A 23335-nucleotide genomic window follows, 5' to 3' on the forward strand; every position below is an offset into this window, starting at 1 on the left:
CCCGGAGCAGATCGACGCTCTCCTCACCGGCAAGGTGCGGCACGGATCGCGGTGACCCCCAGATGATCGCCGCGATGGGCTCGAGGTTGCGGCCGGCAGCGACGCGGGCCTGTTCGCAGGGTGTTGTGCACGTGGTTGACGGTGCCGTCAGCATTCCAGCGGGCGTGGTAGTCGTAGATGGTTTCCAGGGTGTGAAGTCGGCGGGCAGGGTCCGTCGACTGGGCAGATGATCCTCGGACACGGTCGGGGTGGTGGATGCGCCGCAACCGGCGAGCAGGTGCAGGGCCTTGAAGTCGAGCATGATGGTGTGATTACCTGCGCTCTTATCTCAAGGCCTTACCCAGTCAGCCCACCACGCCGTACCACCCGGTCATCGACGCTCACCGGTTTCCGGACGGGCACCGAGAATTGACTCAGCAGTAGCCCGCCCACCGCGAAGAGGGTGATCGCGGCCGCCTTCGTCGGCGTTGGCAAAGGGGCGCGCTCCGGCTCCCCGATCGCGACCCGGCCTTCCGCGCCGGGGTCGCGCCTGGCCAGGTCTGGCTCTTCCCGGTGACCTCGGCGGCGAATCAGGCGATCGACTGCATCGTCGGCGGCCAACAGATGGGGGCGGAACCGCGTCGTGCCCTTCGGGGTGGCGGTTGTTCCTGCCGGAGTCGTGGGATGCGTCAAGTACCGATAGGACGCCGAGTAGCTCCCGGGAGTTGGCGTCCGCCCTTCGGCCCGCTATTGCGGTGTTGGCCGCCGGTTTGACGATTTGTGAGTCCCGGAAGTCTGAGTCGTTGCACAATTATCCCGGGTCAGGAGAGATTGTCATCGGCGGGGAGTAACGGGGACAAAAGCCGCGGAGGCGTGATCCGCGGCCGCCCGCCAAGTGACCCAATCGCGTGCGTCGGAGGTGAAGTCGTGATGTTCAGTTTTTTGCCACGGCGTTCCGGCGCGGCAGCCATTGCCGTTGTCGCCGTGCTGGCCTTGACCGGGTGTTCGATTGCGGGCGATCAAGGTTCCTCGTCCGCAGGGGATAACGGTCCTATCAAGATCGCGATGGTAAACGCCCAGACTGGTCAGTTCAGCTCTCTCGGTGAATGGGCCCTCAAGGGCGCCAAGCTCGTGGTGGAGGAGTGGAACGCGGCGGGTGGCATCCACGGGCGCAAGATCCAGATGGATGTCTTTGACGATCAGGGTGATCCGACGTCTGGCACTGAGATCGCCCGCAGGGTCGCAAGCGAGGGTTACCTCGCCGTCATCGGCTCGGCGAACAGCTCGGTCAGCGTCGCGATGGCGCCGACGCTGCGGGACGCGCAGATCCCCAATATCAGCTCGGGGCAGTCACCGGGCCAGGTTGCCGTCAAAAGTCCATTTTTGTTCTTGGATGGTCCGACGAGCATCACCTTTGACGAAACCCTGGCCGCGTACCTGGTGGACCGGAAGGGGATCAAGAACATCGCTTTGATCACCAATAGCGGGTCATTCGGCAAGGGGGAGCATGACGCGTTCACCGCCGCGCTGTCCCGCCGCGGCGTCACTCCGGTCGCGGACCAGGTCGTCACCACTGGACAGAAGGACTTCCGTGCGGCGCTGACCGCGATCCAGCAGAAGAAACCGGCGCTGATTTTCGTCGGCGCCGAGGAAGTGCAGTGCTCCCTCATCGTCAGGCAAGCGCGCGAGATGGGCGTCATGATGCCGTTCGCGGGTACCGCTCCGCTGGCGACACCGCTGTTCCTGGAGACCGCGGGACCGGCCGCCGAGGGGGCGACCGTCAGCTCGCCCTACTTGAGCAACGACACGACTGACGCCTCCCGCAAGTTCGCCGCGGCATACAAGGCGGCCTACAACGAGGTTGCCGAACTGCACGGAGCCAAGGCCCACGACGCCGCACAGATCCTGTTCACCGCATTGAAAACCAGCAAGGTGGCGAAGGGCAAGGCGCTCGCTGATGCGATTCGGGCCACCAGGTTCGAGGGCTTGTTGGGCGACTTCACCTACGACGACACGGGAGTTGGCATCTTCGCCACATCCATCGGCACCATCGTCGATGGCAAGGTAGCTGTGACTGGCTGATCTGGTCGTAGGCTCAAGCGGACAATCAGTGAGCGAAGGTGTCCTCTCACATACACGCTGTCCGAGCCGGGAATGGCGGCGGACCGTGCTGTATGGGTCCGTGATCGCTGTGGAAGATGACGCCATCGAGGCTGCCTCGAGCGCCTCCGCTGGCCGCCGCAGCCGTCCTGCCGCAGGTCGAGCACGACCACCGCATGACTCAGCCGTCGATCGCTTACACTGCTACCGCGACTTTGGGCGGAAGGGCTCAGTGGAGACTAGTCGGCTCGAGCTGGTCGCGGCCGGCCATCCGCTGAGCCGCCTTGCCAAACGCTGCGTCGTCCATCGCAGTTTCGCAGAGGGCTGAGACCACCCGTGGGTCGAACTGTGTGCCCGCGCAGCGGCCGAGTTCCGCCAGGGCGGCCGCAAGATCACGCTGTTGCGCATGCGGCCGATCCGCCGTCATCGCGGTCAGAGCGGCGCATGCAGCGATGATCCGGGCGCCGAGCGGGATGTCTTCGCCGGCTAGTCGGTCGGGATAGCCGGTTCCGTCGTAACGCTCCCGCGCCGAACGGACCAAGGGAGCCAGTGGGGTCAGCGCCCGCGCCGACGAAACGATCCGTTCGCCGATCGACGGACACTGCTTGACGAACGCCCATTCCGTCGGCGTGAGAGGCCCTGGCTTGCTGAGGAGGTCGTTCGGTACCCCGACCTTGCCCACGTCGTGCAGTTGTGCCGCCTGTCGGATCCGAGCCTCGTTTGCCGGCGATACGCCAAGCTGCTGGCACACCTTGCTAGTCAGGTCGGCGGTCAGCTCGCTGCGTTCGGCTGACCCGGCGTCGTGTTCCTGCATGGCCCGCAGCAATGCGTTGATGGTCTGCGTGTCGGCGGCAACCCGCCCGTGGTTCTTATTCTCGTACATGCGGATGTCGACCAGGCGCATTGCGTCGTCGGAGGAGGCCGCGTCCGACGGGAGAAGGATCGCGCCATGCGAGGCGGTGATGGAGAAGCCGTCCCCCTGCTCACTGAGCGCCTGCGTGGCGATGTTGATGATCTCGTCAGCGCCGTTCGGGCCGGGAGAGGCCAGGATGCAGAACTCGTCGCCGCCGATGCGGTATGCCCGGCCGTGCCCGACGATGCTTCGGTTGAGCGAGGCGCCGAGGCGGGTCAGCAGGGCATCGCCGGCTGGGTGGCCGAACGTATCATTATACGCCTTGAACCCGTTGAGGTCGCACAGAATCAGCAGCAACGAATTGTCGATGGTCGCCCGCGGGAGCTGGCAGTCGAGGTCTGTCATCAGCTGCCGCCGGTTGCTGAGCCCAGTCATGGCGTCGGTGTTGGCCACGCGCGTCAGCGCATTCTGAGCGCGGTGCAGCATGATGACGGCGTACCCGATCAAGATCAGCGCGGCAAGCACCGCGACAATCGGCACTATCCCTACACCGACCATCCGGCCGACTGGCTGGTTAGTCACCGACACGACGTACCAGCGGTTGGCATTGCCCGGTGAGGCGGCGATCCGTTCGTATGCGGCAAGGTGGCCACCAAGGTTCAGCCGGCCGTTGGCCCTCCAGCCCCCGACCAGGTCTCGGAAGCGTTTGTCATCGGGGTCGCCGAGCGCGGACCCGCCCTGCTGTGAACGCGTCGAGTTGATCACGACGGCGCCGGTGTCGGCATCCACGACCAGCACGGTCCGGCCGGGGTTGGCGCTCGCCTCGCGACGGAAGCTCTCGAAGGTCACCTCGAAGGCCACGATGGCCGCAGTGAATCCGTCCGTCATCGGTACGAAGGCTGCATTGGCGATGACCCATTCGCCGGTGGCCTGGGACCGGTACGGCTTGGACTGATATACCTCACCGGCGCCCAGCGCGAACGACGGCGCGAAAAACGGGTTCTTGGACTCGTCCGGGGACAGGCTGTCGATCGGGGCGCGTTCGCCGCGAACGGTACGGGCGTACTCGGCGCCGGAGGAGTCGATGAAGCCCGCCTTGCCGATGCGGTTGGGGTATATCTGTTCAAGGTAGATAAGTGCGTCATTCACCGCGTCCAGGGTCGGTCCACCCTGCCTCACCCGCGCCCGCCGGTCGCCGGGCTGGGCGTAGAAGTCGCGGAAAGCCTGATTGTGTGCCGTCAGGAGGATGCCCGAGCTTGCCCGCTGGAAGTACGAGCTAATCCTCAGCGACTGCTGGGTCGCGTCGTGCGACAGTTCATTGCCGAGGTTCGCCAGTTTGCCGGTGTGCCCGACGAGCCCACTCGAGATACCGGCGGCGAGCAGCGCCATTGCACTGACGACGCAAAAAAGCAGAAAGCGCCGCATTACCCCACCTCCGTGATTTGACACGAGTCCTATCGACGGTGGGTCGGCCCAGCTTAGACCGTGTGTCAGTTGGGGTCGTTGTAGGTCAACAGGTTGAGCCGGTCGGCGCGGCGGTAGCAGATCACGGCGCATGCCAGGCGCAGGTATCCGAGGAAGTGGGAAGCCTTGCGCTCGTAGCGGCGGGCCAGACGCCGGAACCGGGTGGTCCATTCCAGGCAGCGTTCGATGACGTAGCGGTGCCGGCCGAGCCGCTGCGACGACTCGATGCCCTTGCGGCGATGCGCGGAGTGATGTTGCGTTCGTGCAGCAGGTCGCGGCGTTCGGGGTAGTCGTAGCCCCTTGTCCCCTGCGACTTGACCGGTCGTTTCCGCGGGCGGCCGGCGGGTTGGCGACTGGCTGGACACCGTCGACCATGTCCTCGAGCATCCGGCGGTCGTTGGCGGCGGACACGTTCACCTGTATCGGGAGCCCGGCGTGTTCGCCGATCGCGTGGATCTTGGAGCCGGGTTTGCCCCGGTCTACCGGGCTGGGTCCGGTCAGGTCCCCCTTTTGAGCCCGCGCACATGCATGCTGCGCGCTCATCTGGATGTCAGCTGATGTGGTGGTGCGTGCGCGATTTGGGTGGCGGCCCGGTGTGCTGGGGATCTGGGGTGGGTTGCCGGAGGAAGCTGCGGATGCGGCCGAGGAGTTCCTGGCTGGTGAAGGGTTTCTCGACGATGGTGACGCCATCGGGCAGGGTGCCGTTCTCCGTGAGGACCGGTTCGGCGTAGCCGGACATGTACAGCACCGGCAGGTCGGGACGGATGGCGCGGACACGGACGGCGACCTCGTTGCCGGTCATTCTGGGCATAATCACGTCGGTGAGCAGGAGGTCGATCGGGCCGGGGTGGGTTTGGGCGAGCCGGATGGCTTCGTCGCCGCCGCTGGCGGCCAGAACCTGGTAGCCGGCGCGGGTGAGGATGCGGTTGGTGATCAGGCGCAGGTCGTCCTCGTCTTCGACCATCAGGATGGTCTCGTTCGCTGAGCTCTCGGCGATCGGGGCGGCGGCCGGACCGTCGTCGGCTGCACCCTGAGTGGTGGGGGCGTCGATCGCGGGCATGATGATGGTGACGGTGGTACCGATGCCGTTCTCCGAATACAGGCGCACGTCGCCGCCGGCGGCGGTGGCGATGCCGTAGACGGTGGCCAGGCCGAGGCCGGTGCCGGAGCCTTTGGGTTTGGTGGTGAAAAACGGTTCGAAGGCACGTTCGATGACCTCCGGGGGCATGCCGCTGCCGGTGTCGCTGACCCGGAGGCGCACGTAGCGGCCGACGGACAGGGGCGAGCTGGTGAGGTCGTCGTCGCCGAGTTCGGCGTTGGTGGTGTCGATGGACAGGGTTCCGCCGCCGGGCATCGCGTCGCGGGCGTTGACGGCGAGGTTGACCAGGATCTGTTCGATCTGGCTGGCGTCGGCGTAGACCGGCCACAGATCGCGGTGCGGGGTGGTAACCAGATGGATGTGTTCGCCGAGGGTGCTGCGCAGCATCTGTTCGATGTCGCCGATGACGTGGTTGATGTTGAGGACCTCGGCCTGGGTGATGTCGCGGCGGCCGAAGGCGAGCAGCTGCTTGGTCAGCCGGGCGGCGCGTTCGGCGGCGCGGCTGATCTGACCGATGTCGGTGCGGGCATCGGACAGTTCTCGGGGGTCGGGGTCCGCCGACTCGAGCGTTTCGGCGATCATCGCGGCGTAGTTGCTGATCACCGCGAGGATGTTGTTGAAGTCGTGGGCGACGCCGCCGGCGAGCTGGCCGAGGCTTTCCAGCCGGCGGGTATGTTGCAAGCGGCGTTCGCTGGCATCGCGTTCGGCCTGGCCGATCAGGCGTTCGCGTTCGGCCTGGGCGATGAGGCGGTCGGTGACGTCGCGGATGGCGGTGGTCACGATCGTGCCCTGGTCGGTGTTGACCGAGGAGAGGCTGATCTCGGCAGGGAACTCGGTGCCGTCTTTACGGACAGCGGCCAGCGCCGCGCCGGCACCCATCGGCCGGTTACGGGGATGAGCGAAGTAGCCGTCGCGCTGGTGCGGATGTCCGGCGCGCAGCCGCTCCGGCACGAGGAGGTCGACGGGCTGGCCCAGCAGTTCCTCACGCTGGTAGCCGAACAACCGTTCGGCTTGTGCGTTGATCAGCACGATGGCGCCGGTCTGGTTGACCCCGATGATCGCGTCGGGTGCTGCTTGCAGCAGTCCTTCGAACATGGCTTCCGCACGCTGGCGTTCGCTGATGTCGCGGGAGACCGACGCTACGCCGGCGATCTGGCCGACGGCGTCGGTGATCGGTGACAGGGTCAGCGACACGGTGATCACGGTGCCGTCCTTGCGGCGCCGGAGCACCCGCTGCTGATCGATACGCTCACCACCGGCGATGCGGTCCATGAACTGTGCTTCGCTGGTCTCCTGCCCGGGCGGGAACAGCATTCCGGCATGCCGGCCGAGCACCTCCTCAGGGGGATAGCCGTAGAGCTCGACGGCGCCGGTGTTCCAGCTGGTGATCGTTCCGTCGAGGGTCTTGCTGATGATCGCGTCGTGGGAGGAATCGACGATCACCGCAAGACTTTCCCGTTCAGCGAGGGTGTGTGCCCGGCTGGCCAACGCCGCGGCGTGTCCGGCCAGTTCGGTGAAGGCAGCGACGTCGTCTTCGGCGAACAGGCTGCGGTAGCGGTTGAGCAGGACGAGCACACCAGGGCTGTCGGAGCTCGATACCGGTGTCACGGTCAGGTACCGGGTGTCGGTGACCCGCGCGAGCGTGACCGCCAGCGCGGGTGGATGGGTCCATCCCGCGAGCGCGTCGATGGTGTCGCGGGCGCCGAGCAGTTCGGTGAGCTCCGATGGCGTGCATTCGAGCCGATCCAGAGGCGAGCCGCCGCAGGTGAAGACCTGCACCTGATGATCAACGGTCGGCATCAGCACAACGACGACGTCCGCGCCCAGCACCGCCGTGGCGTCCTGGCAATACGTCAGCCAGGTGCGGGTCGACTCGTTCGCTGGCACGGCCAGCAACCGACGGATCACCGCGTGGGTGGCACTCTGCGCCCACGTCCGGCGCAGCCAGCGCGGTGGTACGAATGCCACCAAATATAACAGACCGGAGACGAGGGCCAAGACTCGCGCTTCGACCGCACGTCCGCCGGCGGAGAGCAGCAACGCGGCGCCGAATACGGCGGTGCCGGCGGCGCCGCACCACAGCCGGGCCCGGGCCGCTCCACCCCGGCGCCGTGCCTCGACGCCCAGCAGCCAGGCCGCGAGACCTTCGACAGCGAAGAACACGATCACGGCCGGCCACACAGCCGGTCGCGGCATGGAGCGGGTGGCCGACGCCAGCACCGGCACCGCGGTCACCGCCCACCCGGCCAGCGCCGCCGGCAGCCACCAACGGCGCAGCGGCCGCAGCCTTCCCACCATCCTCAGCGTGAACAGTGGTTTGGCCAGCAACAGAGCGATCGCGAAAATCATCACTACGCGAGGCGTGCCCACGAACAGGCGCACCAGACCGACGACGAACAGCATTGCCACCGACGCGAACATCCACATGACGGCACGCAACAGTTCATCGGGGTGTCGCAGGTACCGCCATGACACCCAGGAAAGCAGTAATGCGAACAGTGACGTGACCAGAATCAACGCCATGGGAACCTCGTCCCGTCAGCCCGACCATCCCGGCAATAAGGGCATTCCACTCTAAGTTATGCCACCATCCTGGTGGCTCGTCCGCGAACGCGGAGACCGATCGGGCGCGAGCAGCGCAACCGCCTGACGCCCGAGCCGGCCCTCGCCTCCCCGAGCACCCCTCAACCCGGCCATCACGTCAGGTGCCTGACATTTCACGGAGGGTGCGCAACCCTCTACTGCGTACAGAGTCGATCGACGCTGACCAATGGGGCCCTCGTGAGATCTGGTGGACTGGCGATCGTGTGCGGGCTGCTGCTGGTCACCTCGCCGCAGGCGGCAGGCGCGGCCCCGGCCGGGCCGGCGGCCGAGCGGATCAGCGTGACCGGTGCCGGCGCGGAGGGTGACGGGATCAGCGGCTGGCCGTAGGCGACCAGGTCGGCGGTGCCGTCCTCGATCAGGTTCAGGGCGTCCGGGCCGGCGGCTTCCGGGTACGTGAACGGGTTGAGGATCAGAGTGGCCGGCCATAGGGCGCGCAGCCGGTGGGTGAGCTCGCGGTTCGGGCCTTCCATGATGTGCAGGTAGCCAGGCCGAGCGGGGCGAGCCGCTGCGCGAGGGTGGTGTAGAGCTCGTCGGCGTGGTCCTCGACGATGCCGTTGTACGGGTTGCTCGGCGAGATCCGGAAGCCGGTCTTGACCGGGTGCAGGTCACCGGGCAGCAGGCGCTCCCAGCCGCGTCTCTCAGCGATCGTGTGGGCCAGATGCATGGCCCAGGCGAGCCAGGAGTTGTCCGGTGGTGGCCCAGCTCCCGTCCTACAAGCCCTTCAAAACATGCACCGAGTTTGCAGGCGCAGCGTCGAGCACACGCCGGGCATACACATCAAATGTGCCTTGACCCGAGCGCCTCTCCCCTCCAACGCAACGGTGTACCGCAATCGGGGTCCATCAATCGACCTGACGGCCGCCGAACGTTTGCAGATCGGCGTCCCGCCGTCGCGCGAACCGGCGACACCAGATCAAGCCCTCGGCCGCTGCCATGGGGTCCGGAAACCTGTTTCGAGGGCCGGGTGGCACAGATGAATTTCTCGAAAACCGCACCTTCAGGATCGAGTTCGACGCTTCTCGGCGCACTCACATCGGCATCCGACTGTTGTGAGCGGTGACACGGCGTTACGGCCTACCCGCGGCACGAGGGGTGCTGTATTCGTGTCGGGCGGCCGATGCGATGTGCCGCAGAAAGCAGCCCGACCGGGTCCAGCCCGTGAGGCAGAGCGACCTTGGTGCCGGTGCGCCTGTTGATCAGCGCACGTCCGGGAAGGAACCGTCGCCGAACAGGATTCGAGCCGCCGCCCGGCGACCGGTAGGACTGCGCAGCGCGGCCACGGCAGCCTCGGCCGCGGCCACCGAACGAACGCCGGCCAACACACGCCGCAGCAACAGCCGGCCGCGGAACCCGGCTCGCAGTGTCCTCCCGTCGTAGCGGCGCAACGCGTGCTGGTCGCCGTCGCACAAATATTCGACGATGATCGCCGCGGCGAATTCGGACATGCGCAGGCAGGGGTCGAGCCCACCAGCGGTCAGCGGTGAAACCGCGCCCGCCGCATCGCCGACCAGCAGTCCGGCCGGACTGCTGGTCGGGCTGGCCAGCCGGCGCAGCACGCCGCCGACCGGGATGGGGCCGCCGCGCCTTTCGATGGGGCCGGTGGCCGCCGCCTGACCGGGTGCGTCCGCGACGAACCTGTCCAGCAGATGTCGCACTCCGGTGCGCATCGCGTGCGGGTATCCGGCGACCCCGACGTGCGCGCTGTGGCCGTCGTCGACGACCCAGCCGAGGTATCCCGGAGCGACGCGCGGGTCCAGCACACAGTGAAACGCCGGCTCCGAGGCGCCTGATGCAATCGGGTGAACGATCTCGGCTCCGACCAGGAACCGGCGATTCTGGTCGAGGCCCAGGTCACGGGCCACCCGGGAGCGCGCACCATCGGCACCGACGATGAACCGCGCCGCCACCGGATCGGTCCCCTCGAGACGGACCACGCCGTTGCCGACGCCGGCGTACCGCACGCCCAGGCGGACCTCGGCGCCCGCCCGCTCCGCCGCGCAACGGGCATGCCGATAGACGCCCGCCATGTCGGCCACCCGATACTCGTCGCGGTCGCTGGTGAGCCGGATCGGCGCGCGTCGCGACGGCGGGTACAACAGCACATCCCGCACGCCCGGCCCGAGCAGATGCTCCGGCACGTCGAAGTCGTCGAGCGTGCGCCGTACGAAGATCCCGGTCGTGCGAAGACCCGCCGACAACGACCGGCGCCGCTCGACCACCAGCACGCCCAGGCCCCGCTGTGCGAGCAGACGTCCAGTCTGCAGGCCAGCGAGGCCAGCACCCACCACCACAACGTCTACTTCCCGCACAGCCTGTGACAGTAGGGCCGTCGCCCCGCCACGGCGACGGACTGCACGCTACCGACCCATGACCTCTACATTCTCACCACAGAGTTCACCGATGGCCGGCGCCAATTCGGCTGAGCAGTAATCCGCTCGTAACGACCATAGATGAGGATCGAAATCAGAGCGCGGTGAAGTGAGGTGGTGGCCCGACCGTTCGCCGAGCCCATCCTTGCTGGAGAGGGAGCTTCTCATGCTCGATGTCTCACAGATCGACCGGCGATCCGGTCAAGACTGGCCGTACACCGAGAAGCAGATGGAGGAGAAGTTCGCTCTCCAGGACACCGCTCAGCAGCTGTACCCGCCCGCAGGGCGACGGGACCGCGGTTCGACGCGGAATCGGCACAGCTTGTGATGCGGAATACCCGCAGCGTCTTTTCCGAAGTGGCCGACGTCCCGGATACCTTCGGGGTTAACTGTCGAGGCGCTGTTCCCGACCCGATGGCGGGAATGACAACCTGCGAGCAGCCCTGAAGGTTCCTCATGAGTGATTCTCCCGTCGACTTCACGACCACGCCGGTGCGGCCGGGACGGCAAGCGGCCATTTCCGACCGGTGGCGCCGGGCGGGGCTCATCGGACTGGCCGGCTCGGTTCTTGTCACTGCCGTTGTCGGGGTCTGCGCGGTGTGGCCTCCCCGCGGCTCCTGGGCGTCCGTGAACACCGCGACCGCCGGGCCGGTCACCGCGACGACCGAGGACGGCCGCCACACCATCGCCGATCCGGCCCACGCGGCCAACAAGGCGACGAAGTCCGACGTGCGCGGAGCCATCGCAGCGGTCGAGCATTACTACACCGTCATCGGCCACTACCCGACCAGGGCGATCAACGGCGACAACAGCCGTGGCATCATGCCCCAGCTCGATCTCGGCGGCTCGACACCGGCAATCCAGCTTGCCGTCGGCACCCGGTTGTCATATGCCCCATACGCCCGCAGCTACCGGATCTGCGCGACGAATACCCGCGGCACCGGCAAGTGGTTCCTGTACAACTCGGCGTCCGGCGGCTCGATAAAAGCCATCAGACGACCCGCCAACCCGGCAGTCTGCGCCTGAGAAGCGTAACGATATGTGAGCCACCGGCCCGGCCTCATCCCGAGCCGAACCCTCACGTCAGGTAGCCGACAGTTCACGCAGGGTGCGCAACCCTCTACTGTGTACAGAGTCGATCGACGCTGACCAATGGGGGCCCTCGTGAGATCTGGTGGACTGGCGATCGTGTGCGGGCTGCTGCTGGTCACCTCGCCGCAGGCGGCAGGCGCGGCCCCGGCCGGGCCGGCGGCCGAGCGGATCAGCGTGACCGGAGCCGGCGCGGAGGGTGACGGGATCAGCGGCTGGCCGTCGGTCAGCGCGGACGGCCGCTACGTGGCGTTCGAGTCGGAGGCAGCCAATCTGGTGCCCGGCGACGTCAACGGCACCACGGACGTCTTCGTCCACGACCGGCTGCTCGGCACCACCGTCCGGCCGGTGACCAGCCTCGCCACCGGCCACCCGCAGGACGGCCTCTACGGCGCGGCGATCAGCGCGGACGGGCGGTACTTGTCGTTCACGTCCTGGGCGCCCGACCTGGTGCCCGGCGACACCAACAACACCTCCGACGTGTTCCTCCTGGAGCTGGCCACCGGCGCGATCGAGCGGATCAACCTGACCAGCGGCGGCGCGGAGGCGACGGGCGGCATCAGCTGGGGCTCGGACCTCAGCGCGGACGGCCGGTTCGTGACGTTCACGTCCCGGGCCGGCAACCTGCTGCCGGGCCGCGACAAGAACCACACCCGGGGCGCGGACGCGTTCGTGCGTGATCGGCTGACCGGCACCACCACGCTGGTCAGCGTCGCGCAGGACGGCCTGAACGGGCACTGGCCCAGCTACGACCGCGGCATCAGCGCCGACGGCCGGTACGTGGCGTTCACCTCCTCCGCCACCGACCTGCTGCCGGACGGCGCTCAGGTGATCGGCCTGTACGTCCGCGACCTGCAGACCGGCACCACCACCCGGGAGACGCTGAGCAGCGCCGGCGATCCGGCCAGCATCGCCGGACTGCACACCGCGACTCTGAGCCGCGACGGCCGCTACGTGACGTTCGATACCGCCCGGAACGACGTGGTCCCCGGCGACGCGAACAACGCCCGGGACATCTTCGTCCGGGACCGCATCACCGGCGAGGTCGAGCTGGTCAGCCTCGCTGGCGACGGCACGCAGGCCGACGGCGACAGCTGGGCCCCGCGGGTCAGCGACGGTGGCCGGTGCGTGGTCTTCGTGTCCGATGCGACCACGCTGGTGCCCGCCGACACCAACGGCCGGTCCGACCTCTTCGTCCGCGACCGCGACTCCGGCACCACCGCCCGCCTGACCGCCGACCACACCACCGGCGGCGACCCGGACGGCGACTCCGACGGCGACGGCCGCAACGGCGGCACCAACCCGGTGGCACTGCGCCCCGACGGCAGCGAGACCGCCTTCCCGTCCGACGCGGCCAACCTGGTCCCGGCCGACACCAACGCCACCACCGACGTCTTCGTCAGCGACACCGGCTGCGGCTGAGTCATCCCGCACCCGGCGTGCCGGGGGTCGGGCCCGGGTATGGCGTCACCATGACTCCCCGCCCGGTCCGGGTCCTCACCGCCCTGCTGATCGCCACGGCCGCGGCCACCGTCGTGGTCGAGGTCCTCAATTTCTGGTACGCGCCGGACCACGGCACCGGGCTCGCGGTCCGCACGGGATGGGCCTTTGCCCGTACGCTTGCCTGGTTGGTTTTGATCTTCCAGGTCCGCCGGGCCCGGGCCACCGCCAAGCCGCTGAGCCTGATCCTGACCATGACCACGCTCTTCGCCGTCGGGCGCCTGATCGTCCCCGCCACCGGCCGCCCGCCGCTGCCCGGCCTGATCGGATTCGGCGTGCTGGCCCTGCTGTGCCTGACCGTGGTGGTCCTGCTCCACCGTCACCCGGCCGTCGACGCCCACCTGATCCACCAGCCGCGCCGCCTGACCCTGACGCGCGACGGCCTGAAGCTCCGCGAGGCCCCGCCCGGCGACCCGTGGGTGCTGACCGCCCGGCTGGCGTCGTTCAGCTACAGCCCGCTGATGCTGGTCCCGGCCCTGACCGCGGCCGGCACCCTGCGGCATCAGCTGGAGTGGACGCTGGCCGTGCTCTTCTGGATCCTGGCCGGCATCGCGGTCAGCTACGTCGCCCTGCTCTGCGCGTTCTTCGTCGGCCGGGGCAGCCAGACCGCCCGCCTCACGCTCGCCTCCGTCACGCTGGTGGTCGTGGCCTTCGACCTCCCGCTATGCGGCATCCTGCTGGGCGCGGACGGCCTGATCCGCGACGGAGCACCGCTGGTGGTGGCGGCCGCCCTGACCCTGTACGCCCTCTGGCGAACCGCCCGGTCACCCGCCCTGGCCGGGTGACCGGGTTGTTCCGTCAGCGTTGCAGGGTCAGGAGCGCCGGTCGCCACGGCAGCAGGTTGTAGGGCGTGCCGTCGGACCTCGGGTCCCGGCCCTGGTAGAGCATCTGCAGGTTGCACGGGTCGACGGTCTTGGTCTGATCCGGGTTGTGGCGCACCAGGTCGCCGTGGCTGACGTCGTTGGTCCAGGTGACGCCGGTGTTGGCCCGGCCCGCGAAGGGATTGCTCTCGGTGGCGGCCTGCGGCGTCCACGACCCGCCGAGGCTGGTGGCCGTGAACGAGCGGAAGAACCGCCCGTTCGCGCCCATCGCCTCGACAATCATCAGGTACAGGTTCTGGTCCTTGACCTTGTAGACCTCGACGCCCTCGAACAGATTGGCCGTCGTGTCGCTCATGATTGTCGTGTAGTTCGCACCGAAGCTGCCCGGGAAGTTCCCGATCGGCATGCTCGACCGGTAGATCTTGCCGTTGTCCCCGGCGAAGAACATGTACATGGTCGTGCTGTCCGCGATGAGCGTCTGGTCGAGCGGGGACGAGCCGGGAATGCTCCCGGTGAACAGCGGCTGGTTTCCGGACCAGCCATTCGCGTTGGTGGGATCATTCGACGTCTTGTAGAAGAAAGGCGTCGCACCCCACTGTCCCGCCAGCACCCAGATGTTCTTCGGCGCGAAATACAACAGCGTCGGCGCGACCGCCCACGAGGACATGCCGTTCTGGCTGGCCGAGGCCATCTGGGACCAGTCAGTGAAAAGACCAAAATTCATTGAGCCGTACGATTGAGACGTGTCGGTTGTCGACCCGTACACCAGATGCCGGCCGTTGTGGACGACATTGGTGAAGTCCTTCAGTCCGACCCACCCCGATTTCGGGTTGACCAGCGGTCCGGTCGACGTCCACCGGTAGGTCGAGGGAAGATCACATGCTGCCGACGAGGATGCGGCGACGGCCGCCGTGCCCGCAGCAACGGTCAACGCGGCCGCAAGTAGGGAACTGGTAAGTCGCACGGTGTCTCCTCAGGCCGCTTTGCAGCTGAGCTTGGGCGGATCGTTGGTGATCAGCCAGTTGCCCAGGAACCGGAACACGCGGCTGGCGCCGGCGGCCACCGTGCCGTTGTAGCCGACGTTGCTGGCCGCCCAGTTCGGGCCGGCCGCGGCCACGGTCGCGTCCCACGCCGAATCGACCACCTGGCCGTTCGGGAACTGCATGGTGACCGTCCAGCCGGTGATCGCGGTGGCGCCGGCGGTCACCGTGATCTCACCCTGGAACCGTCCGGTTTCCTGCTGGACCCGCTGGTAGGTGGCGTGGCAGCCGGAGTCGGCCGGCAGCGGGGGCGGCGGCGGGTCCGCCGGCGGGTCCGGGTTCCCGCCGGGGAAGCGGACGTCGGAGCACATGTAGTAGTTCTGATCGGCGTGCCCGGCCCGCCACACGGCGTAGACGATGTGCCGGCCGGTGCGGCCCGGGGCGCTGATTTGGAAGGAGTAGTCGACGCCGTTGAGGATCGGGTCGCCCGGCCGGGTCGGCCACCCCGAATCCGGGAACGGACCGGTGTCCTTGACGAGTTCCAGGTCGTTCCAGGTCAGCTTCTGCTTGGTCGGGTCGAAGCCCTGCCGCGTGACATAGAGATGGATGTACGCGGCGCCATGCCGGGCCTGGTCGTGCATGGTCCAGGTGAACGTGTTGTTCACGTCCCGGGCCCGCCAGTAACCGGGGACGTCCAGCGCGGCGTAGGTGCTGTCGCCGCCACCGCACAGTGATCCGTCCGGGACGCGGGCTCGGTGATCGTCGCGGACGTTGTCCTGGATCAGGCCGTTCCACGTCCACATGGCGGCCGGGTTCGCGTGCCAGGCCTGCCAGCACATCGGATCCAGCTTGGCCATGACCGGGTTGTCCCAGGTGGTGTCCCAGCGATTGGAGCAGCCGTAGTGGCGCGACGGCGGGTCGATCGCCGAACCGTGCGCGGACGCGGGACGGGCAGCGATCAGGAACGAGACCAGGACCATCGCGGCGAGCGCCGTGATGGTCAGCGGCCGCCGGACCCACGGCCGGCCGAGGAAGCTGAAGGAGGTCACGGTGGCTCCATCCGGCTTGAAAGTTTCCAAGGATGCATGGTTCTGTTTCGCCGGGAGGCGACCGCTGGCATCGATTCTCGTCAATAAGTTACCGTGCCCTCAGCGGCCTCAACCCCACTCCACCAGCATCAACGACGTGGAGACCGGTACGAAAGTCTGGTGGAAAGTTTCCGCATTTCGGCGGGGCGGTCCAATGTGGCCGGACGGGCCATTTCCCCGGCTCGGAGGGTCGGCAAGGATGAACGGTCACGCGGCGTGCCGACGCCGCTGACTCACGGGAGGACCGAAAATGCGAACCGTCAAACGACTCGTCATCGTCACCGCCGCCGCTGCGGCCACGCTGCTGGCCTGGCAGGCCGCCGCCTCGGCGGCCTCGATGGTCGAGTACGCGCTGCTCTGATCCCGCCCGCGTGCGCCCGGCCGGCCGGTTCGACGTCGCGGTCGTGGGCGCGGGCCCGGCCGGGTCCGCGGCCGCGATCGCCGCATGCCGGGCCGGCGCCCGGGTGCTGTTGCTCGACCGGGCGGACTTCCCGCGGGACAAGCCGTGCGGTGACGGCATCGCGGCCGAGGCGATCGGGGTGCTGGAATCGCTCGGCGTCACCGGCGTCACCGACGGCTATCCGCCGGTCGGCCGGCTCCGGCTGGTCGGCCCGGGCGGCTCGGTGGTCGCCCGGCCACTCCCCCGCCCGGCATACACCGTGCCGCGGCGGATCTTCGACGAACGGCTCGTGCGGGCGGCCGTCGCGGCCGGAGCCGACCTGCGCCGGCACACGGTGCGAACGGTCCACGACGACGGCGCCGGGCCGGTGACCATCGACGGCCGGTTCGAGGCGGCGGTCCTGATCGGGGCGGACGGCGCCGGCTCGGTCGTACGGCGCACCCTGGGCCACCCCGGCAACCCGCCCGGGCACCTGGCCGTGGCGATCCGCGGCTACGCGCCGTCCGCGAACCGCACCGAGCAGATCATCATCACCACCGAGCGGCGCTGGCCGGCGTACGCCTGGGAGTTCCCGATCGGCGACGGCACCGCCAACATCGGCTACGGCGAGGTGCTGACCGGCGAGCGGCTCTCCCGGGCGTACCTCCTGGACCGGCTCAGGGCCCTCCTGCCCGGGGGCGAGCCGACCAGCGTGCGCGGGCACCACCTGCCGTTGTCCACCCGGCGCCCGCCGCCGGCCCGGGGGCGCACGCTGCTCGCCGGCGACGCGCTCTCGCTGATCAACCCGTTCACCGGCGAGGGCATCTTCTACGCCGTGCTCTCCGGTGCACTCGCCGGCACCGCGGCCGCCGGTGGGCCACAGCGGGTCGCCGAACGCTACCGCGACGCCCTGCACCGGCGGCTCGGCCGGCACCTGCGGCACTCGGGTCTCGCCGCCTGGCTGGCCCGCCGCCCGGCGGTGGTGGAGGCCGGGGTGAGCGCGGCCGCCCGGGACGCCAAGGTGTTCGACCGGATGGTGCAACTCGGCCTCGGCGACGGGGTGCTCGACCTCCGCACGCTCGCACACATCACCGCCGGAATCAGACGATGACGTGGAGGACTAGGGTCGGGAGAGACCCGCCGACGACGAGGACCGCGATGACCCGGAACGACGACGACGTCGCTCTCGACGCGGCGCTGGACCGCTGGTACTCGCGCTGGACATCGGATCCACCGCCACGCGCGGCGGCGTGCACGGCGCGTCCGGGCGCCGGGTCCACGGCCTGCAGCACAAGGTGCCGCACGCCTTCACGGTCGCGCCGGACGGCACCTCGGTGATCGATCCCGACCAGGTGACCGCCGAGGTCGACCAGGTACTCGACGCGGTCACCGGGGACCGCCCGGTCACGGCTGACCGGCAACCCGCTCGCCGGGACCTCCACGGTGGCCTGGACCGGCCTCAGGGCCGTGTGGTTCCCGGTGATCACCGGCGGCTTCGCCAGCAACATCGGCTCCGGGGCGATCGACGCCACGCGTGGCCGGGCAGACCGACGTTTTCGCCCTGGCCGAGAAGGTTCGGGACCTGTGGGTCGCTGCCCGTACGGCGCTGCGCCCGCAGCGCCGCCACGCCCGGGCAGACCGGTCCAGGGATGCGATCCACTCGAATTGGAGGTCCACCGCGTCATCACGTTGCCCGGCCAGCATGCGGTTCTGCCCGAGCTGCCGCCGTACCTGCCCCGGGCTCACGACGCCCGGCTCGACGAACTCGCCGTGGGAGTGGCGGCCGGGACGAGCCGGATGGTCACCCTGGTCGGCGGCTCCTCGACGGGCAAGACCCGTGCCTGTTGGGAGCTTGTCCAGCGGCTCGAGGCCCGGCAATCGGGCCGGTGGCGGGTGTGGCACGCACGATCCGACCCGTCCCGAGGCGGCTGCGGCCGAGATCGAGCAGGTGGGACCGGACACCGTCGTGTGGCTCAACGAGGCTCAGCTCTACCTGTCGCCGACCGATGCGAGGCTCGGCGAACGGATTGCGGCCGGCTGCGTACCCTGCTGCATCATCCGGACCGGCGACCGGTGCTGATCCTCGCCACTCTGTGGCCCGAGTATTGGAACACCTGACCGTCCGGCCCGGTTCAGCGAGCACGCCGGAAACCACCACGAGGCACTCGCGGCCGCTCGGAAGGCAGCCCACCACCGCGATACCGCTGCGCTCCGGGACCTCGCCCAGCTACGCCACCGGGCCGGCGACCACGACGGTGCCGGCGCCCTGCAAGCCCTAGCCTGGCTGCACTGCCGGGCCGGAGACAGCAGAATTCGCCGATACGGCCTGACCGACGACGGCCACCCGGCCACCTCGCTCGACTGAGGAACGAGCGGACGCGTTACTGCACATGCACAAAGTCACCGAGCCTCGGCCGGCTGGCCGTCCTGGGGACAGAGGATCGCGGTTTTGCAGGCGGCCGCCGTACGGGCGACATCGGGACCGATGATGTATTGCTCCCAGAGGGCCGGTCCGGCCGGCCGGTGATGACCGGTGAGCCATTCCACGAGCCGGTCATAGGTGGACTGAATTGACTCGTGCGGTCCGATGTGCACGGCCCGGACGGCGATTCCGGCAGGCAGCACGGCGTGCGTGAGAGCGAGGCCGACAGGAGGTCTGGACACCGGATAGCCGACCGTGACCTGGAGCGCTCCATCACTACGTGGCCGCAGCTCGGACATCGGTGGTCCGCTCGGGCGCACTCCCGCGTCACGGAGCGTGGCCGCCACGACGGGCAGCGCCTGGCGCGTCCAATCCCGCACCTCGGTGACGGGCACACTGGCCCGCAGCCCTGCGACATAGGTTCGTTCGACCACGATCACCTCGGCGTCCGAGGTGACGGGCACGGGGGCCGGTACAGCTCTGGTCTGGTCCATGGCCATCCTCCGATGCACGGCGCAATCCTTCGCTGACAATGCACCGCGAAACGCGTCCACCGGCAGGACCGAAGGTCCCGAGAGGGTCGGCCGAGCCGCTGACCATGCTGGCAACAGGAAGTGCTCTTGACGCTATTTGGATATGGCAGCGCCCCGGCAGGGACCTAAGTCCCTGTGTGGCCGTTCAGTTCCGTGGACACGATGAAGTCAGTCGGGCAGGTGCGTCACCACGCAATCCGATCTCCTCGGAAGGGAGGATCTCCCATGACCAGCCGCTTTGATCCGAACATCCCATCCACCGGACCTACAGCGCCGTCCATTGAGGGTGCCTTCAAAGGCATCGGCGCCATTGTCGAGGAGCCCCGCATCGGCGAAGGCAACTTGATCGTGAACGGCAAGGAGCCGTTCCAGATCAAGGTGCAGTGGCACATCTTCGGAAACCTCACGCCGCTGTGGCTGACCGCACTCGCTTCCCGAACGAAAAACTGGGTCGTCACGGCCTACGCAGAATCGGAAGGGCCTGGCCCCAAGGTCATCATCGGCAAGACGTACGAGCCCGTCGGTGCTCCGCCGTTCACGCATGACAAGGAATACGCGGCGACGATCACCGTTCCGGCCGGGACACTGCCCGAGGAGAACCTGGGCGATCCCGAGCGGTCCGGCGTCTACAAAATCATCGTCACGGCGTTCCTGAACGCGGATCTCGGCAAGCCCGGATACGACATGATGGGCTACGTCGAAGGCCCGATCATCAAGGTTGAAGATCCCGAGTAGGAACTAATTGTTCAACGTCGGCCCGTCCGACTTGCCCGACTGTCGGACGGGCCGACGTCGTTCAAATCACGCGATTGTTACGTCACCGAACGCCGGACCGCCGTGGGAGCCGATGTGCCGGGCCGAGAAATCACCCCGGACGACGGCTGTCAGACCGGGGACGGACTTTCCCAGCACGACCTTCCTGCCACATGCCGAATCGGTACACACGAAAAGCATCTCGTCCGGTGTTTCGGCTTCACAAACCATTTCGTGAACTGCGGGTTCCGGATCAACTGGATCACGTGGCGGCCTGCCGCCACCCGATTTCATCGCTCCTCCACATCGGCTGCGGGCCGCTGTTGAACCGATTCCACAGGCCCCGGACCGTTTCGCACAGCCAAGGAGAGAAGGACGTCGAGGTACCGGTTCACTCCGTCCTGACGCCGCCGATCGCCGGCTGCCCGGTCGCGGGCTTCACGCTCGATCCTGACCCTCTCGCGCTCGTCCATGTCGTCGCCTCCCCAACCCGGCCTGCTCGGTCGGCGGGAACTCGAACCGGGCCCGGCCGCCGGCCAAGGCCTACCGGGAATGAACCGGGCGCCGGCAGCCCAGCCGGCGCTCCTGCGCCCATGGCACCATGCCCGCCCCGGCGCGAGCCAGGGCCGGATAGCCCGGCCGGACCGCCGATGGTCCCAGGGGCCGGTCGGCCCTGTCGATGACCGCCGTTCCGGCGTAAGTGTGAAAGTCCGGTTCCTACTGCGGCAAGAGAATCGATCATGGACGAGAAGACGTGGGCACGCGCCGGCGCGGCAAGCGGGTTCGCCATGGTGGCGCTGGCCGCCGCAGCGTCGGTATTCGAGCGGACGCCGGTAACCCCGGCCGATTACGCCGCCAACCGCACGGCTCTGCTCACCCAGAGCATGCTCTTCCTGGCCGGCGGGGCCGCCGGCCTGTGGTTCCTCGGCTCGCTTCGGATGCACCTCTCCCGAGCCGAAGGTGGCTTCGGCCGCGTCTCCGGGGTGGCCTTCGGTGCCGGCACAGCCTGGGTGGCACTGAATATGCTCGCCCAGGCGTTCCAGGTAGGAACGGCCCGCGATGCCGCCGAGGCGGTACCGGTCATGTCGATCAACACGATGAACGCGGTGTTCACCGTCGCCAACCTGCCGCTGGTCGTCATGCTCCTGGCCGTCGCCGTGGTTTCCCTTCGACATCGCGCCTTCCCGCCCTGGCTCGGCTGGCTTGCGGCCGTCTCGGCCGGAGCTCAAACGCTGCTCTGGATGGCCACCGTCGTCGAGAGCGGGCCGCTGGCCGCCAACGGCTGGCTAAGTCTCGCTCTCTATCCCTTCTTCGTGCTGTGGCTGCTGCCGGCCACCGCGATCATGGTGAGGCAGGCATGAGTCCCGCCGACCATTTCTGGCTGCTCCAGAGCGGCATCTGACGGCGACTACACCGGCCGATTGGCCCGGCGACTGGGGGCATTGGACCCTGCACCCCGGGCCCGGCCCGGACGTTGCATGAACTCGCCGCGGTGCGGAGAAGCTCCAGGCATGGCTGGCCCTGGCCCGGTCCGGCGAGCACGAGCGGGCCTGGCGCAGCCTGGTGGCCGCGAATCCGATGCCGGCCGTGCACGGCCGGGTGTGTTACCACCCCTGCGAAAGCTCGTGCAACCGGGCCGACCTGGACGGCGCCGTGTCGATCCACGGCGTTGAACGCTTCCTCGGCGATCTCGCGCTCGATCGCGGCTGGCAGTTCGATCCGCCGCCCGCGCCGAGTGGTCGGCGGGTCCTGGTGGTCGGCGCCGGCCCGAGCGGCCTGTCGGCCGCCTACCACCTGGCTCGTCTCGGGCACCAGGTGGTCATCCACGACGCGGAGGCGGAGCCCGGCGGCATGATGCGGTACGGCATTCCGGCCTATCGGCTGCCGCGGGACGTACTGGCCGCCGAGATAGCCCGGATCGCGGCGCTGGGCGTGCACATCGTCACCGGTCACCCGGTGCGTGACCTGCGGACCGAGCGCCGCGAAGGCCGGTTCGACGCCGTTTTCGTGGCGGTCGGCGCGCACCTGTCCAAGCGGGTCGACATCCCGGCGCGCGAGGCGGGCCGGATCGTTGACGCGGTCGGCCTGCTGCACCGCGTGGCCGCCGGCGAGCGGCCGGCGATCGGGCGCCGGGTGGCCGTCTACGGCGGCGGCAACACCGCGATGGACGTGGCCCGCGTCGCCCGCCGGCTGGGCGCCGAGGAGGCCCTGATCGTGTACCGGCGGACCCGGGCGCAGATGCCCGCGCACGCCGACGAGGCGGACGAGGCGGAACGTGAGGGCGTGAAGATCAATTGGCTGCGTAGCATCCAGGCGTTCGACGGCCCCGAGCTGACCGTCGAGATCATGGCGCTGGACCAGGCCGGCCGGCCGGTCCCGACCGGCCGGTTCGAGAAGCTGGCCGCGGACACGGTGGTGCTGGCTCTCGGTCAGCGCGCCGACACCGCGTTCCTGCAGGACATACCCGGCATCGAGTTCACCGCCGACGGGACCGTGGTGGTTTCACCGGAGATGATGACGGGTTGTCCGGGCGTCTTCGCCGGCGGCGACATGGTGCCGGCCGAACGGACCGTCACCGTGAGCGTCGGGCATGGCCGCTCCGCCGCCCGGCACATCGACGCCTACCTGCGAGGCCAATCCGCGTCCGAGCCGGGCGCTCCCCCGGTCGCCGGGTACGGCGACCTGCACCCGTGGTATTTCGGCGATGCCGGACGGCGCATCCAGCGCGAACGCGAACCCGCCGTGCGCACCGCCGACTTCGCCGAGGTCGTGGACGGGCTCGATGCCGGAGCGGCGACCTACGAGGCGGCCCGGTGCCTGTCCTGCGGCACCTGCTTCGAGTGCGACGGTTGCTTCGGGGCCTGCCCCGAGGACGCGGTGATCAAGCTGGGGCCCGGCCGCCGCTACCGGTTCGGCTACGACCGGTGCACCGGCTGCGCCACCTGCTTCGACCAGTGCCCGGTACACGCCATCTCGATGATTCCGGAGGTCAGACCATGAGCCGCGCGACGGTCGACGGCAACGAGGCCGCCGCCTCGGTGGCGTACCGGTTGAACGAAGTGTGTTGCATCTATCCGATTACACCGTCGTCGGCGATGGCCGAGCTGGCCGACGAATGGTCGGCCGCCGGACGCCCGAACGTCTGGGGCTCGGTGCCGACGGTGGTCGAGATGCAGAGCGAAGGCGGTGCCGCCGGCGCCCTGCACGGTTCGCTGCAGAGCGGCGCGCTCACCACAACCTTCACGGCCTCCCAGGGCCTGCTGCTGATGATCCCTAACATGTACAAGATCGCCGGTGAGCTG

General features: G+C 68.6%; 19 protein-coding genes and 2 pseudogenes. 10 read left to right on the forward strand and 11 right to left on the reverse strand.

Annotated features, from left to right (window positions below):
- Positions 1-301: hypothetical protein (locus tag Ari01nite_RS47825; RefSeq protein ID WP_203791223.1), on the reverse strand; the 301-nt coding region annotated here is incomplete at its 3' end.
- A gap of 608 nt (positions 302-909) precedes the next feature.
- Here Ari01nite_RS47825 and Ari01nite_RS47830 point away from each other — a divergent pair.
- Positions 910-2061: an ABC transporter substrate-binding protein gene (locus Ari01nite_RS47830; protein ID WP_239163671.1), complete on the forward strand. Its 1152-nt coding sequence runs from the start codon at positions 910-912 to the stop codon at positions 2059-2061.
- Positions 2062-2308: 247 nt separating this feature from the next.
- On the opposite strand, the gene Ari01nite_RS47835 is transcribed toward Ari01nite_RS47830, so the two are convergent.
- From Ari01nite_RS47835 to Ari01nite_RS47845, 3 genes are all read right to left on the reverse strand, one after another.
- Entirely contained in the window at positions 2309-4357 is a 2049-nt protein-coding gene (locus Ari01nite_RS47835; protein WP_203791233.1) for a diguanylate cyclase domain-containing protein, read from the reverse strand.
- A 65-nt stretch (positions 4358-4422) separates the two neighbouring features.
- Entirely contained in the window at positions 4423-4761 is a 339-nt protein-coding gene (locus tag Ari01nite_RS47840; protein WP_203791235.1) for a transposase, read from the reverse strand.
- 185 nt (positions 4762-4946) lie between these two features.
- Positions 4947-7535, reverse strand: a complete 2589-nt coding sequence (locus tag Ari01nite_RS47845; protein WP_239163667.1) for a hybrid sensor histidine kinase/response regulator — start codon at positions 7533-7535, stop codon at positions 4947-4949.
- A 163-nt stretch (positions 7536-7698) separates the two neighbouring features.
- Between Ari01nite_RS47845 and Ari01nite_RS47850 the strand changes: the two genes are divergently transcribed.
- Positions 7699-8073 (forward strand): hypothetical protein, encoded by a 375-nt coding sequence (locus tag Ari01nite_RS47850; protein ID WP_203791236.1) that lies wholly within the window; start codon positions 7699-7701, stop codon positions 8071-8073.
- Positions 8074-8233: 160 nt separating this feature from the next.
- Here Ari01nite_RS47850 and Ari01nite_RS47855 read toward each other — a convergent pair whose 3' ends face one another.
- From Ari01nite_RS47855 to Ari01nite_RS47865, 3 genes are all read right to left on the reverse strand, one after another.
- Positions 8234-8569 (reverse strand): hypothetical protein, encoded by a 336-nt coding sequence (locus Ari01nite_RS47855; protein WP_203791237.1) that lies wholly within the window; start codon positions 8567-8569, stop codon positions 8234-8236.
- On the reverse strand, positions 8509-8763 hold the full coding sequence (locus Ari01nite_RS47860) for a hypothetical protein (RefSeq protein ID WP_203791238.1): 255 nt from the start codon (positions 8761-8763) through the stop codon (positions 8509-8511). The genes Ari01nite_RS47855 and Ari01nite_RS47860 overlap by 61 nt, the downstream gene beginning before the upstream one ends.
- A gap of 532 nt (positions 8764-9295) precedes the next feature.
- Positions 9296-10408, reverse strand: coding sequence for an NAD(P)/FAD-dependent oxidoreductase (locus tag Ari01nite_RS47865; protein ID WP_203791239.1), 1113 nt, complete (start codon positions 10406-10408; stop codon positions 9296-9298).
- 516 nt (positions 10409-10924) lie between these two features.
- On the opposite strand from Ari01nite_RS47865, the gene Ari01nite_RS47870 reads away from it, so the two are divergent.
- From Ari01nite_RS47870 to Ari01nite_RS47880, 3 genes are all read left to right on the forward strand, one after another.
- Complete coding sequence (locus Ari01nite_RS47870; RefSeq protein ID WP_203791240.1) at positions 10925-11494, forward strand: hypothetical protein; 570 nt, start codon at positions 10925-10927, stop codon at positions 11492-11494.
- Positions 11495-11632: 138 nt separating this feature from the next.
- Entirely contained in the window at positions 11633-12979 is a 1347-nt protein-coding gene (locus Ari01nite_RS47875; RefSeq protein WP_203791241.1) for a TolB family protein, read from the forward strand.
- Between the two features lie 50 nt (positions 12980-13029).
- A complete protein-coding gene (locus Ari01nite_RS47880; RefSeq protein ID WP_203791242.1) occupies positions 13030-13842 on the forward strand; it encodes a hypothetical protein in 813 nt (270 codons plus the stop codon).
- A 13-nt stretch (positions 13843-13855) separates the two neighbouring features.
- On the opposite strand, the gene Ari01nite_RS50700 is transcribed toward Ari01nite_RS47880, so the two are convergent.
- Complete coding sequence (locus tag Ari01nite_RS50700; protein ID WP_239163668.1) at positions 13856-14842, reverse strand: non-reducing end alpha-L-arabinofuranosidase family hydrolase; 987 nt, start codon at positions 14840-14842, stop codon at positions 13856-13858.
- A gap of 9 nt (positions 14843-14851) precedes the next feature.
- Positions 14852-15907, reverse strand: coding sequence for a lytic polysaccharide monooxygenase auxiliary activity family 9 protein (locus Ari01nite_RS50705; protein WP_239163669.1), 1056 nt, complete (start codon positions 15905-15907; stop codon positions 14852-14854).
- Between the two features lie 410 nt (positions 15908-16317).
- Between Ari01nite_RS50705 and Ari01nite_RS47890 the strand changes: the two genes are divergently transcribed.
- On the forward strand, positions 16318-17436 hold the full coding sequence (locus tag Ari01nite_RS47890) for a geranylgeranyl reductase family protein (RefSeq protein ID WP_203791243.1): 1119 nt from the start codon (positions 16318-16320) through the stop codon (positions 17434-17436).
- On the opposite strand, the gene Ari01nite_RS47895 is transcribed toward Ari01nite_RS47890, so the two are convergent.
- On the reverse strand, positions 17426-17857 hold the full coding sequence (locus Ari01nite_RS47895) for a hypothetical protein (RefSeq protein ID WP_203791245.1): 432 nt from the start codon (positions 17855-17857) through the stop codon (positions 17426-17428). The two genes, Ari01nite_RS47890 and Ari01nite_RS47895, sit on opposite strands and share 11 nt — an antisense overlap.
- A gap of 868 nt (positions 17858-18725) precedes the next feature.
- A complete protein-coding gene (locus tag Ari01nite_RS47900; RefSeq protein WP_203791247.1) occupies positions 18726-19301 on the reverse strand; it encodes a GyrI-like domain-containing protein in 576 nt (191 codons plus the stop codon).
- Positions 19302-19505: 204 nt separating this feature from the next.
- Between Ari01nite_RS47900 and Ari01nite_RS47905 the strand changes: the two genes are divergently transcribed.
- The 4 genes and pseudogenes from Ari01nite_RS47905 to Ari01nite_RS51780 form a co-directional block, all read left to right on the forward strand.
- Entirely contained in the window at positions 19506-20015 is a 510-nt protein-coding gene (locus Ari01nite_RS47905) for a hypothetical protein (protein WP_203791249.1), read from the forward strand.
- 758 nt (positions 20016-20773) lie between these two features.
- Positions 20774-21394 (forward strand): hypothetical protein, encoded by a 621-nt coding sequence (locus tag Ari01nite_RS47910; protein WP_203791250.1) that lies wholly within the window; start codon positions 20774-20776, stop codon positions 21392-21394.
- 148 nt (positions 21395-21542) lie between these two features.
- A pseudogene (locus Ari01nite_RS47915) lies at positions 21543-23033 on the forward strand (NAD(P)-binding protein); the annotation flags it as partial.
- A pseudogene (locus Ari01nite_RS51780) lies at positions 23030-23323 on the forward strand (hypothetical protein); the annotation flags it as partial. The pseudogenes Ari01nite_RS47915 and Ari01nite_RS51780, both read left to right, overlap by 4 nt.
- Between the last annotated feature and the right edge of the window lie 12 nt (positions 23324-23335).

It is taken from the genome of Paractinoplanes rishiriensis, assembly GCF_016862375.1.
Taxonomy (GTDB): Bacteria; Actinomycetota; Actinomycetes; order Mycobacteriales; family Micromonosporaceae; genus Actinoplanes; species Actinoplanes rishiriensis.

Coding starts and splice junctions, on each gene's coding strand:
- Ari01nite_RS47830 (WP_239163671.1), top strand. CDS start 910: ATGTTCAGTTTTTTGCCACGGCGTTCCGGCGCGGCAGCCATTGCCGTT.
- Ari01nite_RS47835 (WP_203791233.1), bottom strand. CDS start 4,357: ATGCGGCGCTTTCTGCTTTTTTGCGTCGTCAGTGCAATGGCGCTGCTC.
- Ari01nite_RS47855 (WP_203791237.1), bottom strand. CDS start 8,569: ATGGAAGGCCCGAACCGCGAGCTCACCCACCGGCTGCGCGCCCTATGG.
- Ari01nite_RS47860 (WP_203791238.1), bottom strand. CDS start 8,763: ATGCATCTGGCCCACACGATCGCTGAGAGACGCGGCTGGGAGCGCCTG.
- Ari01nite_RS47870 (WP_203791240.1), top strand. CDS start 10,925: ATGAGTGATTCTCCCGTCGACTTCACGACCACGCCGGTGCGGCCGGGA.
- Ari01nite_RS47880 (WP_203791242.1), top strand. CDS start 13,030: ATGACTCCCCGCCCGGTCCGGGTCCTCACCGCCCTGCTGATCGCCACG.
- Ari01nite_RS47905 (WP_203791249.1), top strand. CDS start 19,506: ATGACCAGCCGCTTTGATCCGAACATCCCATCCACCGGACCTACAGCG.
- Ari01nite_RS47910 (WP_203791250.1), top strand. CDS start 20,774: ATGGACGAGAAGACGTGGGCACGCGCCGGCGCGGCAAGCGGGTTCGCC.